A 15,598-nucleotide genomic window follows, 5' to 3' on the forward strand; every position below is an offset into this window, starting at 1 on the left:
CGTCGACGGAACGTTCCGTCGACGGGCGCCGTCGACACACGGATACCCTTGACAGGTGACCGACGCCCAAGACACCGCAGCAGACAGTGCCCTGCGCACCACCGGAGGCACTCCTCCGGACGACGCCGGATCTTCTGTGATGGGGGCGCCGACACCGCTGCTCGAACCCCGCGAGGGCATTCCGCCCGTCGTCGCCGACGAGGCCGCGCTCGCCGAGGTGGTCGCCGCCTTCGCCGCGGGCTCCGGCCCGGTCGCCGTCGACGCCGAGCGCGCCTCCGGATACCGCTACGGCCAGCGCGCCTACCTGGTGCAGCTGCGCCGCGAGGGTGCCGGGACGGCGCTGATCGACCCCATGGGCTGCCCCGATCTGTCCGGGCTCGGCGAGGCGCTGTCCGGCGTCGAGTGGGTGCTGCACGCCGCCACCCAGGACCTGCCCTGCCTGCGCGAAATAGGCCTGGTCCCGGCCCGGCTCTTCGACACCGAGCTGGCCGGCCGGCTCGCCGGGTTCCCGCGGGTCGGTCTCGGCGCCATGGTCGAGAACGTGCTCGGCTTCGTCCTGGAGAAGGGCCACTCCGCCGTCGACTGGTCGACCCGGCCGCTCCCCGAGCCGTGGCTCAGGTACGCCGCGCTCGACGTGGAACTCCTCGTCGACCTGCGCGACGCCCTGGAGAAGGAGCTGGACCGGCAGGGCAAGCTGGAGTGGGCCCTGCAGGAGTTCGACGCGATCGCGGCCGCGCCGCCGGCCGAGCCGAGAAAGGACCCGTGGCGCCGTACGTCCGGAATGCACAAGGTGCGCAGGCGCCGGCAGCTCGGTGTCGTACGGGAGTTGTGGGAGACGCGGGACCGGATCGCCCAGCGGCGGGACGTGTCGCCGGGCAAGGTGCTCAGTGACGCCGCCATCGTGGAGGCTTCGCTCGCTCTTCCGGCCAACGCCCACGCCCTCGCGGCGCTGAACGGGTTCGGGCACCGGATGGGGCGGCGGCAGCTGGAGCAGTGGCAGGCGGCGGTCGACCGGGCCAAGGCCCTGCCGGATTCCGCGCTGCCTCAGCCGGGTCAGCCCGTGACCGGGCCTCCGCCGCCGCGGGCCTGGGCCGACAAGGACCCCGCCGCCGCGGCCCGGCTGTCCGCGGCCCGGGCGGGGGTCACCGCCCTTGCCGAGCGGCTCAACATGCCTCAGGAGAACCTGGTGTCCCCGGACACGGTCCGGCGGATCTGCTGGGAGCCGCCGAAGGCGGTCGACGCCGGGTCGGTGGAGACCGCGCTGGCCGGGTACGGTGCGCGGGCGTGGCAGGTGGAACTGGTGACACCGCTGCTGGTGTCGGCGCTGTCGGCGAAGGGCGCCTAGCCGCCGGATACGTCTCACCCGGCCGCTCCTCGCAGGGACGTCGAGATCACGCCAAGATCCTGGGACGGCATGTACAGGAACGGGATGCGGAAGTCGTCGTGGACGGCTGTCCCTGGATCCTGGTCGCCTACCGCGCGGCCTCGGTGGCACCCGGGTGCCGGCGGCCGGGCGCCGGCCCACGGCGGTCACCGAGGCCGTGCGGTATCTCGTGTCGCTCGGGCACCGGCGGATCGCAGGGGTCGGCGCAGCGGCGGCCCTCGGGCACACGGGCAGCAGCGCGGCGGTGTGCGACGAGGCCGGACGGGCACCGGAGCCGGCCGGGGCGTGGCAGGTGACGCCCGGCTTCTCCGGCGTGTCGGGGGCGCGGGCGACGCGTTCTGTGCCGACGGCCGCGTGATCGCCGTACGGGACCGCGGGTGCATCGTGGCCGGTCGCGTAGTTCCCCGCGCCCCTGACGGGGCGCTTGTCCACCGGCGCTTTCATGTGACCTTCGCCGCTCCGGCCTCGGGGACTGGGCAGTCACGTTACTCGTAAGTAGCATGGTGCTGAGCGCGCGCTCAGTGCATGCGTGCCGCAGCAGTGCCACCCCGCACCCTGGAGGAGAGCCATCGTGCCTCGTACCGTCAGGGACGTCGTCTTCGTCGACGGCGTCCGCACCCCGTTCGGCAAGGCGGGCCCGAAGGGCATCTACCACGAGACCCGCGCCGACGACCTCGTCGTGAAGGCGATCCGGGAGCTGCTGCGCCGCAACCCCGGTCTGGACCCGAAGAAGATCGACGAGGTCGCCATCGCCGCGACCACGCAGATCGGCGACCAGGGTCTGACCCTGGGCCGTACGGCCGGCATCCTCGCGGGCCTGCCGCAGTCCGTCCCCGGATACTCCATCGACCGCATGTGCGCCGGCGCCCTGACCGCCGTGACGAGCACCGCCGGTTCGATCGCGTTCGGCGCCTACGACGCCGTCATCGCCGGTGGCGTGGAGCACATGGGCCGCCACCCGATGGGCGAGGGCGTGGACCCGAACCCGCGGTTCGTGAGCGAGAAGCTGGTCGACGAGTCCGCCCTGTTCATGGGCATGACGGCGGAGAACCTGCACGACCGCTACCCGCACATCACCAAGCTGCGCGCCGACGAGTACGCGGTGCGCTCGCAGGAGAAGGCCGCCAAGGCGTACGCCAACGGCAAGATCCAGCAGGACCTGGTGCCGATCTCGGTGCGCCGCACCAGCCCCGAGGCCGGCGAGACCGGCTGGGGCCTGGTCACCGCCGACGAGCCGATGCGGCCGGGCACCACCCTGGAGAACCTGCAGGGCCTCAAGACGCCGTTCCGCGTGCACGGCCGGGTCACCGCCGGTAACGCGGCCGGTCTGAACGACGGCGCCACCGCCTCGATCATCGCCTCCGAGGACTTCGCCCGCGAGAACGGCCTGCCGGTCAAGATGCGGCTCGTCTCCTACGCCTTCGCGGGCGTCGAGCCGGAGGTCATGGGCTACGGCCCGATCCCGGCCACGGAGAAGGCCCTCGCCAAGGCGGGTCTCGGCATCTCCGACATCGGTCTGTTCGAGATCAACGAGGCCTTCGCCGTCCAGGTGCTGGCCTTCCTCGACCACTACGGCATCGCGGACGACGACGAGCGCGTCAACCAGTACGGCGGCGCCATCGCCTTCGGCCACCCGCTGGCCTCCTCCGGCGTCCGTCTGATGACGCAGCTGGCCCGCCAGTTCGAGGAGCAGCCGACCGTCCGCTACGGCCTGACCACCATGTGCGTCGGCTTCGGCATGGGCGCGACGGTCATCTGGGAGAACCCGCACTTCGAGGGGGACAAGTGAGCACCACCGCCGAGCTTCTGAAGCAGGCCGCGCAGCAGTTCCCCGACGAGGTCGTCACCAGTGCGCACGTACGCCACTTCGACCTGCCGTTCGGTGCCGGCCGCTTCGCGCTGATCACGCTGGACAACGGCTTCGACCACACCAAGCCCACCACCTTCGGCCCGGGCTCGCTGGCGAACCTGAACACCGCCATCGACCAGGTCGAGAAGGAGGCGGCGGGCGGCGAGATCGTCGGCGCCGGCATCACCGGCAAGCCGTTCATCTTCGCGGTCGGCGCCGACCTCAAGGGCGTCGAGGTCCTCAAGGAGCACGAGCACGCGCTCGCCATCGGCAAGGGCGGGCACGACGTCTTCAAGCGTCTGTCCAACCTGGCCGTCCCGACCTTCGCCTACTACAACGGCGCGGCGATGGGCGGCGGTGTCGAGGCCGGTCTGCACTGCACCTACCGCACGGTGTCGAAGGCCGTCCCGGCGTTCTCGCTCCCCGAGGTCTTCCTCGGCCTGGTCCCCGGCTGGGGCGGCTGCACCCTGCTGCCGAACCTGATCGGTGCCGACAAGGCCGTCTCGGTCATCATCGAGAACTCGCTGAACCAGAACAAGCAGCTCAAGGGCAAGCAGGTCTTCGAGCTCGGCATCGCCGACGCGATCTTCGAGGGCGCCGACTTCCTGGAGCAGTCGCTGCTGTGGACCGCGCAGGTCCTCAAGGGCGACATCGAGGTCGAGCGTCCCGTGATCGACCGCGGTGAGGGCTGGGACCAGGCCGTGGCCAAGGGCCGGTTCATCGCGGACTCCAAGGTGCACGGTGCGGCCCCGGCCGCCTACCGCGCCCTCGACATCATCGCGGCCGCCAAGAACGGCGACCTGCAGCAGGGTTACGACGCCGAGGACCAGGCCCTCGCGGACCTGATCATGAGCGGTGAACTGCGCGCAGGTCTCTACGCGTTCAACCTGGTCCAGAAGCGCGGCAAGCGTCCCGCCGGCGCCCCGGACAAGAACCTGGCCCGCCCGGTCACCAAGGTCGGCGTCGTCGGCGCCGGTCTGATGGCATCGCAGCTGGCCCTGCTCTTCCTGCGCCGCCTGGAGGTGCCGGTCGTGCTGACCGACATCGACCAGGAGCGCGTCGACAAGGGTGTGGGCTATGTCCACTCCGAGATCGACAAGCTGCTCGGCAAGGGCCGGATCAACCAGGACAAGGCCAACCGTCTCAAGGCGCTGGTCACCGGTGTCCTGGACAAGGCCGAGGGCTTCGCGGACGCCGACTTCGTCATCGAGGCCGTCTTCGAGGAGATCGGCGTCAAGCAGCAGGTGTTCGCGGAGGTCGAGGCGGTCGCCCCGGCGCACGCGATCCTCGCGACCAACACCTCCTCGCTGTCGGTCACGGAGATGGCGTCGAAGCTGAAGCACCCCGAGCGGGTCGTCGGCTTCCACTTCTTCAACCCGGTCGCGGTCCTGCCGCTGCTGGAGATCGTCCGCGGCGAGGAGACCGACGACGCCTCCCTGGCCACGGCCTTCGCCGTCGCCAAGAAGCTGAAGAAGACCGCGGTTCTGGTCAAGGACGCCCCGGCGTTCGTCGTGAACCGCATCCTGACCCGCTTCATGGGCGAGATCCAAAACGTCATCGACGAGGGCACCCCGGTCGAGGTCGCCGAGAAGGCCGTCGAGCCGCTCGGCCTGCCGATGTCCCCGCTGGTGCTGCTGGAGCTGGTCGGCCCGGCGATCGGCCTGCACGTCTCGGAGACCCTCAACCGGGCCTTCCCGGACCGCTTCACGGTCTCCCCGAACCTCGCCGCCGTGGTCAAGGCGGGCAAGCGCGGCTTCTACGTCTACGACAGCGGCAAGCCGGAGCTGGACCCGGAGGTCGCCGCGCTGCTGAAGCAGGGCGACGTCGTCCTGACCGAGGAGCAGGTGCGGGCGCGGGTGCTTGACGCCGTGGCGCAGGAGATCGGGCTCATGCTCGACGAGGGCGTCGTCGCCGAGGCCCAGGACATCGACCTCTGCCTCATCACCGGCGCCGGCTGGCCCTTCCACCTGGGCGGCATCACGCCGTACCTGGACCGCGAGGGCGTCTCGGAGCGCGTGAACGGCAAGAAGTTCCTGGCACAGGGCGTGGCGAGCATCCCCGCGTAGGGCACCGCGTACGGTCGTACGATGCCCGGCACACCGACTGGTGTGCCGGGCATCGGCGTTGTCAGGCCTCGGCCGGGCGGTCGTCCTCGACGTGGACGACGTGCAGTTCGGTGCCGTCCCGGTCGCGCCGGGAGCGGCCGAGGATGCCGACGGCCAGGTGCGAGGGATCGGCGGAGTCGTCCAGCGGGACGAAGGTGACCACGTCCGGGTGGTGGCCGGTCACCAGCCAGCCCTCGCCGTTGTGCAGTTCGAGCACGCGGAAGTCGCCCGCGGGGCCCCCGACCCGTACCGGCCCGAACTCCCGCAGGATCTCGGTGGCTTGGGCGGCGAGGTCCCCGGTGGGCCGTTCGAGCACCACGCAGGTGCCGTGCTCGAACAGCACCCATGTCTTTCCGGAGCCGGCGAGGAGACGCCGCCAGGCGTCGATGAGAGTCTCGGTGTCCACGCCGGCCATCATGGCGCACTCAGACCTGCCGCCACGCCTCCAGGGCCAGGCCCGGCTCGTCCTTCCGCCGGGTCAGCAGGAGTTGGTCCGTGGACGGGGACAACGTCGCCGCCGCCACCCGGCCGTCCGCGTCCGTGGTGAGGGACACCGTCGCGTCCACGGGCAGCCGCGGGCCCGACTCGGCCCACCACGCGCCCGCCGACTCCAGTTCGCTCGGGTAGGCGGCGAAGGCGACGCGGCCGCTCGCCGAGCGCTGGGCGAGCAGGGTGCAGTCGTGGCCGTCGAGCTCGCAGCGGACCGCCGAGACCGGGCCGGAACCGGCCGAGGGCAGCAGGGTGACCGGTTTGCCGCCGGGGCGCCAGGCGCACAGGTCGCCGCCCGTGTCCGTGTAGAAGAGCGTCGTGCTGTCGGGGGACGTGGCGAGGGCGTAGAGGGTGCCCGGGCGGACCGGGGTACGCAGGGTTTCCGTCAGGACCGGCCCGGTGCCCGCCTTCTCCTGGCGCCAGTACAGGATCCCGTCGGGAATGGCCGCGTACAGCTCGACACGGCCGGACTCGCCCGTCACCGCCGCCAGGCCGTCCTGCACCTTGCTGCCCCTGAGATCCACCCAGGGCTCCCAGCCGCCCTTCTCCTTCTGCGCGACCATGTGCACGCCGCCGCCGTCGTTGCGGACGAACACATGGGCGCGGCCCTGGGCGTCGACGGCGACGGCCGGCGTGCCGGACCGGTCGCCGCCCCGCTTCCTCGGGTGGCCGATCGGGTTCCAGTCCAGCGCCGCGAGGTGCGGCCGGAAGTGCGTGGAGTGCACCACGCCGGACTCGCCCGGCAACGTCGGCCGCCAGGAGACCAGGTGCGCGTAGCCGTCGGCGCCCTGGCCGACCGCGAGCACGGGGTGCAGTTTCTGGTCGCCGCCCACCCTGCGCGGGGTGGTCCAGGGGCCGCCGGGTTCGCGCTCCGTCCGGCACAGGACGGCCTCGCCCGACAGCTGGTAGACACCGAGCCGACCGTCTCGGCCGCGCAGAAGCCAGTCGCCGTTCACCGGTTCACTCTAGCTGCGGGCCCTGCGTACACCCTCGCCGCCCCTGGTCACAGCCGCTTCGCAGTGCGGAACAGCCCGGCGTAGAAACCGTTTCCGTCGAGACGCGAGACACCGCCCTGGTCGCCGATCGTGGGGCCGTTCTGCTCCTTGCGGCTGGAGATGAAGACCTTGTGGCCCTCGGTGTCCGGGCCGAGGTAGATCGCCGAGTGGTCCATGTGGTTGCCGGTGCGGTGGTCCATCTTGAAGAACAGCAGATCGCCCGGCTGGAGGACGTCGATGTTCTGCGGCCGCACGTACCAGGGGCTCGGGCCCTGGAGCTTGATGATGTCCACGCCCTCCTTGCCGCGGGCCATGCCGTCGGCGGTGCGCGGCAGCCCGTCGCCGTGGTCGTTGTCGGACATCAGCGGGTAGCGGGCCCGGTAGCCGTAGACCAGGCGCAGGTAGCCGGAGCAGTCCACGGCGCGCAGCCGGTCCTGCTGCGGGTACTCGGTGACGCCGTCCCGGAAGGTGTACGGAATGCCCAGGTAGTCGTAGAAGTCGGTCTGCTCGTAGCGGTCGACGCCGTCGGCCTTGAGGGGGCCGTAGGTGGCGTGCCCCGCGTACTGGATGCCCTGGTCGTCCTTCTTGACCGGCACGCCCACGATGTACTGGAAGGCGAACGCGAAGACGTCGTCCTCCTCGCTGCCGTAGTACTGCTTGAACCAGTCCTTGAACCACTGCTGCTTCTCGGCGCCCTCGGTCCAGGCCTCCGGCATGAGGCGGACCCAGTCGTCGGTGACCACCTTGGTGGTGGTGTTGGCCGGTTCGCTGAAGGTGCGGGTCGGGCCCTTCAGGGTGGCGGTACGGGCGCCGTCCGTGAAGGTGGCGATGACGGCGCCCTTGCCGTCGCGCAGCACCGAGCGCGCCGGGTTGTTCAGCCGCTCCCAGGTCTGCTTGCCGGTCGCCCCGCCCGAGCTGTGCAGGTTCTCGGTGATGGTCTGGGCGGCCGGAAGCTTCGCCTGCTGGTCCTTGCGCAGTTCGTAGGTGAAGTAGGCGCTGCCCGCGAGCAGCGCCAGGACCGTCACCGTGTGGACGACCGGGCGGCCTTTGCGCTTCGGCATGGTGGGGGCTCCAGGAATGCGTCGGGTACGGGCGGGGTCAGGCGGACGGCATGGCGCCCAGGAGGATGCCGGCGGTCAGCACCACATAGGTGGCGAGGGTGACCGTGCCGACGGACAGCAGGGTCGCGCCCTTGGGCTGGCGGACCAGCTGGTAGCCGACCAGGCCCGGGACGATGAAGCCGAGCGTCTGGTTGGCGTACAGCAGCGGGAACTCCATCTGCAGCACGATGATCACGGTGGCCTGGATCAGCACACCGCTGAGCACGACGGCCGCGAAGAGCCGCTTGCCGTACAGGATCACGAACTTCTGCAGGAGCAGCGTGGCGAGGTACGTCAGCACGGTCACACCGACGACGAGGGCGGCGCGCTGGAGGTCCTCGATGAGCGTGAGCGCGAGCCAGCCCGGAGTGATCATGCCGCCCGGCGAGAGGTTGGTCGTCAGGTAGCACATGAGCGAGAACATCAGGCCCAGGCCGATGCCGATCGCGGCGATCTCGGGGGTGAGGACGGAGGGGATCAACGCTGTTCTCCTGGGCTGTGCCACTGCTGGCTGTCGTCGGCGGAAGGCTGGGGCGGGAGGCGGGGCTCGAACAGCCCGCGGGGGCGGTGCGGTCCGGCCGCCGGGCCGCTGTCGGCGGGTGCCTGCGGCCGGGCGGGGGCGGGCGGGCCGCCGTGGTGCGGCCCCGGCCCGGTCCCGGTGTCGTACGCGTACGGCTGGTCGTCCCCGGCCCGGGGTGCCGGCCCCCGGTGCGGGTGGGGGTGTCCGGGGTCCCGCTGCACGGGGATCTGCGGGACGTACGGCTGCTGGTGCGCGTAGCGCGCCTCGTACGCCTCCGGGTAGCGCTGGTAGGGGTCGATGCGGGGCACGTACAGCTGCATCGTCTCGACGTGCTCGACCACGGCGGGTGCCGCTTCGGTCCGGCCCGCCGGGGCGGCGGCCGCCGGTTCGTCGGCGCTCTCGTCCGGTGGCAGTTCGGCGAGGTGCTCCAGCAGGAGCTCACCCTGGCCGTGGATGTTGCCGATCGCGACCATCGACGAGTCCGCGCCGAGCATGTCCAGCATCCTGCCCATGAACTCCTCGGGGTCGCGCTTGTCGCCGCCGAGGTCCACGGCGCGCGAGCGGAACTCGGCGGGGATGGCGTCGATGGCGGACTTGGCCGGGTGGCCGATGACGAAGACCCGCTCGGGGTCGAGGTCGGGGATGATCTCGCCCATCTGCCCGTTGCGTTCGACGCGGTCGGGGCGGCAGTTGACGACCACGTTGAGCGGGCGGTGGATGGCGCCGAGGTCGAGCAGCTGGTTGATGTTCATCAGCGTCGACTCGGGGTCGTTGGCGGCGAAGACGTTGGCGAAGCGCAGCTTCTTGCCCTCGGGCGTCAGATAGCGCTCGACGGAGAGGACACCGGGGTCCGGCGGGGCGTCGTACATGCCCTGCAGGGCCGTCTCCCGGTCCACGCCGAGGAGTTCGGCGACGGCGAGGGCGATGGCCACGTTCTCCTTGAAGGTGAACCAGCTGAAGCCGCGCAGCTCCTCGTCGGTCACCGTCTCCGGATCGGCGTAGACGAGCTTGCAGTTACGCGAGTCCGCCTCCTCCTGGAGGATGTGGAAGCGGTCCTTCTCGGCGGTGACGCAGATGCCGTCCTCGGGCATCGAGCGGGACAGCGAGCGCGCCACGTCGTCCAGGGTGGGGCCCATCTCGGCGAGGTGGTCCTCGCGGACGTTGCACAGCACGCCGATGGTGGAGCGGATCAGTTTGGACTGGTTGATCTCCTGCAGGGCCGGCATGACGGCCATGCACTCGATGACCAGCGCGTCCGGCTTGTACGCGGCGGCGCGCCGCACGATGCCGATCTGCTCGACCACGTTGGCGATGCCGAACTTGCGGTAGACCGGCTCCTCGGTGGCGTCCGGGTGGATGAACCGGGCCGCGGTGCCGGTGGTCTTGGCGACGGTGACCAGGTCGCCGCCGCGCAGGGCGCCCGCGCACAGCCGGGTGATGGAGGACTTGCCGCGGATGCCGTTGACCAGGACGCGGGTGGGGATGTGGTCCAGGTTGGTGAAGTGCCGCCGCTGTTCCACGACGCCCGCGACGAGCAGTGTCGCGCAGCCGACCAGCAGCACGGTGTAGAGGAAGAACACGGGTGATCAGTTCCTTGTGTACTGCTGGGGCGGGTACTGCTGCGACGGGTACGGCTCCGGGCGCGACGGCGGTGCGTACGGCTCCGGGCGCGACGGCGGTGCGTACGGCTCCGCGTGCGACGGCGGTGCGTTCTGCTCCGCGTGCGACGGCGGTGCGTTCTGCTCCGGCGGGTCCTGGTGCGGTGCGGAGGGCCGGGGCGGCGGGGTGCGGCGGGGCTGCTGGCGGCGCTGGTCCTGCAGTTGCTGCCGGATGAGCTCCAGGGAGCGGGTGACGGCGCCGACCTCGTCGTGGTGCTGCGGGAAGAGCACGGTCTTGCGGTCGCCTGCGGCGAGGGCCTCGGCCCGGTCGGCGAGGGCGCGCAGCGGACGGGCGACGACGATGTGCAGCCAGCCCAGGCAGGCGACGGCCGCGGCGGCACCGAGCAGACCGGCGAGGACGGTGCGGTTCTGGGCGTCGAACTCCGGGATGGCCAGCCGGTCGACGGGCTGCCAGCTGACCACGCTGAAGTGGAGCGACTCGGCCGAGCCGCCGCCGGAGAACGGAGCTGCGGCGGCGATCCGCAGCCCGTCCCCGCGGTAGAGCAGGCCATTGGGCTGCGGCTTCTTGCCGAGCCGCTGGGCACTTGCCTCGACCAGGTCCTCCAGGTGCTGGTCGGGCAGCGACTGGAAGGCGAGGAAGCCGGTGTTGCCGGCGATGACCTGGTGCCGGTCGTCCACGAGCCGGACCACGCCGAGGCCGGGCCGGGTCAGCAGCGCGTTGAGGAACTCGACGCGGAACTCGCCGACCAGCCGGCCACCGTTGCGGCCGGGTATCTCGGCCGCGGCGACGACCACGGGCTCCTTGCCGCCGCGGCCCAGCAGCCGCAGGGGCCTGCCGGAGACGCGGTCGGACTGGATCACCTTCGGCTTCTTGCCCTCGCGGACCTGGACGGCGCCGGAGGAGTCGACGACGTAGAGGGAGCGGTAGCGCTTGTTCTCGTTGTAGGTGTGCTCCAGGACCGTCTCCATGGCCTGGGGCGAGGTCTTGTCGCCGATCAGGGAGGCGACCGACTGCAGGTCGGCGTCGCCCTCGTTGAGCGCGCGGCGCACCCGGTCGCTGAGCGTGTCGGTGCGTTCGCGCTGGTCGTTGACGAGCTGCCGGGGTACCTCGGCGGTGTTGTCGGCCCGGTTGAACAGCAGCATCAGCGGTGCGGCCCAGGCCAGCAGCAGCACGGCGCAGACCGCGAGGAGGGCACGCGTGCCCACCCGGCGCACCCCGCGCGGGCGTGCGGCCGGTCCGGTGGCCTCGGCGCTCTCGCCGAGCAGTTGCCGGCGCAGCCGTTCCAGGGCGCCGCCGATGCGGTGCGCCTCGCCGTAGCCGGGGACGGTGACCGGCCGGGTCAGATCGCCGCGGGTGAGTCGGCGGGACTCCAGGAACAGCCGGATGAGCGGGCGCTGCACGGTGCCCAGCAGCACGGCCACCGCCAGCGCGCCGACGACGAGCAGGGCACCGCCCGCAGCCAGTCCGAACACCGGGGAGCCGGCATGGCCGGACTCCTCGGTCACCTTGACCATGGCCACCACGGACAGCCCGAGTCCGGCTGCGGTGGTGGTCTCGCCGGGTTCGGCCACGGCGAGCGTGGCGTATCCGGCGACGGGCCGGTCGCCGAGCAGCTTGCCGCCGAGGAGGCTGCCGCTGACGCCCTGGTAGCCGCCGCTGCCGGGTTCCTTGCTGCTGCGCGGATCCCGCTGCGCCCGGCGGGCGGCCTGCTCGGCGAAGTCCTTCAGCTGCTTGCGGGAGGCCGTGATGTCCTTGCGGTCGGCGCTGTTGCGCGCCGACTCGGGTTCTGCGATGCCGTCGCTGCTGAGGATCGTGCCGCCCGCGTCGACCACGGCGATGGAGCGGAACTGGCCGAGGCTGATGCCGGGGAACTTCAGGTTCCGGGAGGCCACCAGCAGCAGTTGCGGCTTGCCCGGCCAGGTCAGCAGCCCGAAGGACAGCAGGCGTACCTCGCCGTTCTTCTGCCGGACCATGCGCGGGGCCAGCCCGTCCTCGCCGCTGAGCGAGGAGAGGTCCACGGAGGTGAGCGGCACCGTCTCGCCGCGGGCCGCGACCAGCTTGCCGGTGCGGACCTCCACCACGGCGGTGCCCATCCACTTCGCGTAGGTGCTGCCGAGCTTGTCGAGGACGGCGTCGCCGGAGACCGGCTGCCCGGCGCTGAACAGCGCGGCGGAGCGGGTGACGTCGGTGACGGACTCGTCGATGGAGGCGCGCAGCGCGACGGCGCCGTCCTCCGCGAAGTGCTGCTGGGACGTCAGCACCGCCTTCGGCACGCCGGTGTCGTCGACGCGGCCCAGGACGAGTGCCGTGATGCCGGCGAGCGTCAGCAGCAGCGCCGAGAGGACCGCGATCGGCGGGCGGATGCCTCCGATCAGCGACATGTCGGCTCGGCGGCGGGCTCGATGCTGCCGCGCCGGGGGCGGTGACGCCACGGAAGGGTCCTCTCGTGAATACGGGCTCCGGGCGCGCCGAAAGTAAGAGCTCGCCCGGAAACCTCAGACAGACAAGAGGGGGGTTAAGTTGCGGTAAGTACGACGTGATCTGGGCAACATCGCGCAACCGTCGGACAAGTTCGGACAAATACCCTATCCATAAGGGGTGTTTCGGCATCTACTCGGGCAGCGGGGTGAGCGGCTTCAGCCCGTCCCCGGCCGCGCCACGGTTCAGCAGGGTGCCCTCGGTGCGCTCGAAGGCCAGCCGCAGCCGGGCCTTCCGGGCCCCGGTGAGGTCGTGGTCGTCGCGCAGCGCGGCCGGCACGTCCAGCAGGCGGTAGTCCCGCACGTCGTCGCCGTTGTACGCGGCGGTACCGCCGTCGCGGACGTTCTCGGCGTCCGGCGGGATCGTCAGCAGCGTCGGCTCGAAGCGCGGCCGGACGTCCCAGTGGCCCTCGCCGCGCTCGGTGAACGTGAACCAGGCGATCACGCCCTCCTCGGTCAGGCCCGTCGGCACCTCGTGCCGGGCGATCTGGTTGCCGAGGCCGTAGGAGATCCAGGTCCCGTCGACCTTCTCCATCGGCTCCACGACGTGCGCGTGATGGCCGATGACCAGGTTGATGCCGGTGTTCCGGGCGATCTGCCGGGCGAAGGAGAGCTGCGCGGCCGACGGCTCCGGATGGTGCTCGCGGCCCCAGTGCAGGGAGAGGATCACCACCTCGGCACCGGCCGCGCGGGCCCGCTGCTCGGCGGCCTTGATCCGGCCGAGATCCTGCTGGTTGGCCAGCCACGGCTTGTCCTTCGGGAGCTTGTGCGGCTCGTTGAAACCGTAGGCGAAGGAGATCTGCGCGACCTTGACGCCCTTGACGTCCATGATCAGCGGGGTGCTCGCCTCCTTCGCGGTGCGGGCCGAGCCGGTGTGCTTCAGCCCGGCGGCGTCCAGTGCGTCCAGGGTGTGCTTCACGCCCTCGTAGCCGTGGTCGAGAGTGTGGTTGGAGGCGGTGGAACAGGTGTCGTAGCCGATGTCCTTGAGGGTCTTCGCCTGCTGCGGCGGCACCTGGAAGTCCGGGAAGCCCTCGAACGGTCCCCGCGCCGGGCCCATCACCGGCTCGAAGTGGCAGATCGCCAGGTCCGCCCTGCTGATCAGCGGCTTGATGCCGGCCATCATCGGACCGAAGTCCAGCCCGTCCACGCCCTTGCCGGTGCGCTTCGCGTCCTTGCGGGCCTGGTCGACCAGTTCGGGGTGCATGAGGATGTCCCCGGCGGCCGCAACGGTGAAGGAACGCCCGCCGGCCGGGGCTCCGGCGTCGTCCGAGAGGAGTCCGCAGCCGGAGACGGCGGCGAGAAGGGAGAGCGGGGTCAGCAGGGACAGCAGGGTCCGGCTACGGCGACTGTTCACCGGGATATCTTGATACAACCATGAGAGCCCATCGCTCACGCCTCATCACGATCGCAACCCTGCTGCTGGTCGTCGCCGGTCTGGCGGCCGGTCTCACCGTCCTGCTCCGCAGCCCGGGCGGCACCGCGCACGACGGCCGCGGACCCGCGCCGAAGGGGGCCGAGCAGATCGACCTGGCCCGCGAGGTGGCGGACTACACGAGCCGGTTCGCTCCCGGCCGGGGCTATCTGCCGCCCGGCCGGGCCGACCGCGAGGACATCGCCGCGGCCATCGGCCTGCTGCTCGACGGTCACCGCGCTCAAGCGGAACAGCGGCTGTCCCAGCGGGACTTCACCGTACGCACGGTCGTCGACCGGCCCTCCGGCCACCGCTATACCGAGGTCGCCGACCGCACCGACTCCGCCGCGACGCCGCGCGGCTGGGGCCGGGTCTACCTCGATCTGGACCACCGCCCGAGCTGGTCGGTGCAGGTCCCGCATCCCGGCTTCGATCTGGGCACCGAGCAGTTGGGCGTGCGGGTGCTGCGCGGCTCACCCGGCGGGATCCTCGTGATCGCGGGAGCACACCGCCAAGCCGGGGTCGGTAACGCGGCCGACGTGGCACACCGCGAGGACACCGTTTTCCACGCCATCTGGGCCGAACTGGCCCGCCGCGGGATGCCCGGGATCCAGTTGCACGGCTTCGCCGCCTCCGCCGCGCCCGACTACGACGTCATCGCCTCCACCGGCGCCGGGTCTGCGGGCCGGCCGGAGGGCCAGGACCTGGCCGACGCCCTGCGTGGGCACGGCTTCCGGGTGTGCCGGGCGTGGGCGCGGTCCTGCCCGCTGGAGGGTCTGACGAACGTGCAGGGCCAGGTGGCCGACGCCGACCATGTGCCGTTCCTGCACGTCGAGTTCTCCCCAGAGGTGCGCGCGGGCGGGCGGCCCGCCGAGCGCGCCGCCGCCGCGATCGCCGAGATCACGGGCCGCTGGGCGAGGAATCCCGTGACAGACTGAGGCTGTTACGGACGCGACGCAACAGGGCTGTTACGGAACATGACGGACACCTCGGGTGGGACGGACGCGACGGACGAGCCCCTCCCTCTGCTCATCGTCGACGGCGCGAACGTCGTCGGGTCGGTGCCCGACGGCTGGTGGCGCGACCGCCGCGGTGCCGCCGAGCGCCTGCGCGACCGGCTGCCGCCCTTCGCCCGGTCCGGCGTGGCCGGCCTGCCCGGTCCGCTGGAGCTGGTCCTGGTGGTGGAGGGCGCGGCCCGGGGCGTGGAGTCGGTGCCCGGGGTGCGCGTCGAGGACGCGCCCGGCAGCGGCGACGACCACATCGTCGCCCTTGCGGCGACGGCCGGCGACCGCCCCTGCCTGGTCGTCACGGCCGACCGCGAACTACGCCGCCGCGTCCAGCAACACGGCGCCCGGGTCACGGGGCCCCGCACGGTACTGTCGTAGTCGGTGAGCAGGCCCGCGGTGAGATAGCGGCTCGCGGGGGTGCGGCCGGCCGGCCAGTACGTCTCGGGGTGCATGCCCCGGACCAGAACACGGTCGGCGGGCGTGGTGCGCTGGTCGGGGGCGGCCGCGATGCGCTGGGCGTGGGCGAGTTCGGGGCGCGGGACCGTGAGACCCCGGACGAGGAAGAGGGCGCAGGCGCCGGCCGAGGCGCGGAGGGCGCCCGCGCGTCGCCCGGCGGGGAGCATCTGCAGAGCAGCGGTCGC

General features: G+C 71.8%; 12 protein-coding genes. 5 read left to right on the forward strand and 7 right to left on the reverse strand.

The window, feature by feature from the left end; all coding sequences use genetic code 11:
- The first annotated feature begins 55 nt into the window (after positions 1–55).
- From ACWGJ5_RS13370 to ACWGJ5_RS13380, 3 genes are all read left to right on the forward strand, one after another.
- Positions 56–1,345: an HRDC domain-containing protein gene (locus ACWGJ5_RS13370; RefSeq protein ID WP_453309869.1), complete on the forward strand. Its 1,290-nt coding sequence runs from the start codon at positions 56–58 to the stop codon at positions 1,343–1,345.
- Between the two features lie 610 nt (positions 1,346–1,955).
- Positions 1,956–3,173 (forward strand): thiolase family protein, encoded by a 1,218-nt coding sequence (locus ACWGJ5_RS13375; RefSeq protein ID WP_453309870.1) that lies wholly within the window; start codon positions 1,956–1,958, stop codon positions 3,171–3,173.
- A complete protein-coding gene (locus tag ACWGJ5_RS13380) occupies positions 3,170–5,299 on the forward strand; it encodes a 3-hydroxyacyl-CoA dehydrogenase NAD-binding domain-containing protein (protein ID WP_453309871.1) in 2,130 nt (709 codons plus the stop codon). Before ACWGJ5_RS13375 ends, ACWGJ5_RS13380 begins: the two co-directional genes overlap by 4 nt.
- A 61-nt stretch (positions 5,300–5,360) precedes the next feature.
- Here the strand turns inward: ACWGJ5_RS13380 and ACWGJ5_RS13385 are convergent, their stop codons facing one another.
- The 7 genes from ACWGJ5_RS13385 to ACWGJ5_RS13415 all read right to left on the reverse strand — a co-directional run bounded on the left by ACWGJ5_RS13385 (position 5,361) and on the right by ACWGJ5_RS13415 (position 13,893).
- A complete protein-coding gene (locus ACWGJ5_RS13385) occupies positions 5,361–5,753 on the reverse strand; it encodes a hypothetical protein (RefSeq protein WP_453310085.1) in 393 nt (130 codons plus the stop codon).
- 10 nt (positions 5,754–5,763) lie between these two features.
- Complete coding sequence (locus ACWGJ5_RS13390; RefSeq protein ID WP_453309872.1) at positions 5,764–6,783, reverse strand: hypothetical protein; 1,020 nt, start codon at positions 6,781–6,783, stop codon at positions 5,764–5,766.
- A 47-nt stretch (positions 6,784–6,830) separates the two neighbouring features.
- Positions 6,831–7,883 carry an NlpC/P60 family protein gene (locus ACWGJ5_RS13395; RefSeq protein ID WP_453309873.1) on the reverse strand — a complete coding sequence of 351 codons (1,053 nt, stop codon included), beginning with the start codon at positions 7,881–7,883 and terminating at the stop codon, positions 6,831–6,833.
- 37 nt (positions 7,884–7,920) lie between these two features.
- Entirely contained in the window at positions 7,921–8,403 is a 483-nt protein-coding gene (locus tag ACWGJ5_RS13400; RefSeq protein WP_228616435.1) for a poly-gamma-glutamate biosynthesis protein PgsC/CapC, read from the reverse strand.
- The gene (gene pgsB, locus ACWGJ5_RS13405; RefSeq protein WP_453309874.1) at positions 8,400–10,022 is read right to left on the reverse strand and encodes a poly-gamma-glutamate synthase PgsB; all 1,623 of its coding nucleotides are present in this window, start codon (positions 10,020–10,022) and stop codon (positions 8,400–8,402) included. The genes ACWGJ5_RS13400 and pgsB overlap by 4 nt, the downstream gene beginning before the upstream one ends.
- Positions 10,023–10,028: 6 nt before the next feature.
- Positions 10,029–12,443 carry a HAMP domain-containing protein gene (locus ACWGJ5_RS13410; protein ID WP_453309875.1) on the reverse strand — a complete coding sequence of 805 codons (2,415 nt, stop codon included), beginning with the start codon at positions 12,441–12,443 and terminating at the stop codon, positions 10,029–10,031.
- Between the two features lie 229 nt (positions 12,444–12,672).
- Complete coding sequence (locus ACWGJ5_RS13415) at positions 12,673–13,893, reverse strand: CapA family protein (RefSeq protein ID WP_453309876.1); 1,221 nt, start codon at positions 13,891–13,893, stop codon at positions 12,673–12,675.
- Positions 13,894–13,913: 20 nt separating this feature from the next.
- Here ACWGJ5_RS13415 and ACWGJ5_RS13420 point away from each other — a divergent pair, with 20 nt between their 5' ends.
- Together ACWGJ5_RS13420 and ACWGJ5_RS13425 are read left to right on the forward strand one after the other, a co-directional pair.
- Positions 13,914–14,888, forward strand: coding sequence for a hypothetical protein (locus tag ACWGJ5_RS13420; RefSeq protein ID WP_453309877.1), 975 nt, complete (start codon positions 13,914–13,916; stop codon positions 14,886–14,888).
- Positions 14,889–14,927: 39 nt separating this feature from the next.
- Positions 14,928–15,335 carry an NTP pyrophosphohydrolase gene (locus ACWGJ5_RS13425; protein ID WP_453309878.1) on the forward strand — a complete coding sequence of 136 codons (408 nt, stop codon included), beginning with the start codon at positions 14,928–14,930 and terminating at the stop codon, positions 15,333–15,335.
- Positions 15,336–15,598: the final 263 nt, after the last annotated feature.

This window comes from Streptomyces sp. NPDC054783 (assembly GCF_053611725.1).

Excerpts from the sequence above, each read along its gene's own strand:
- ACWGJ5_RS13385 (WP_453310085.1), bottom strand. The coding sequence starts at position 5,753 with ATGGCCGGCGTGGACACCGAGACTCTCATCGACGCCTGGCGGCGTCTC.
- ACWGJ5_RS13425 (WP_453309878.1), top strand. The coding sequence starts at position 14,928 with ATGACGGACACCTCGGGTGGGACGGACGCGACGGACGAGCCCCTCCCT.
- ACWGJ5_RS13410 (WP_453309875.1), bottom strand. The coding sequence starts at position 12,443 with ATGTCGCTGATCGGAGGCATCCGCCCGCCGATCGCGGTCCTCTCGGCG.
- ACWGJ5_RS13420 (WP_453309877.1), top strand. The coding sequence starts at position 13,914 with ATGAGAGCCCATCGCTCACGCCTCATCACGATCGCAACCCTGCTGCTG.
- ACWGJ5_RS13395 (WP_453309873.1), bottom strand. The coding sequence starts at position 7,883 with ATGCCGAAGCGCAAAGGCCGCCCGGTCGTCCACACGGTGACGGTCCTG.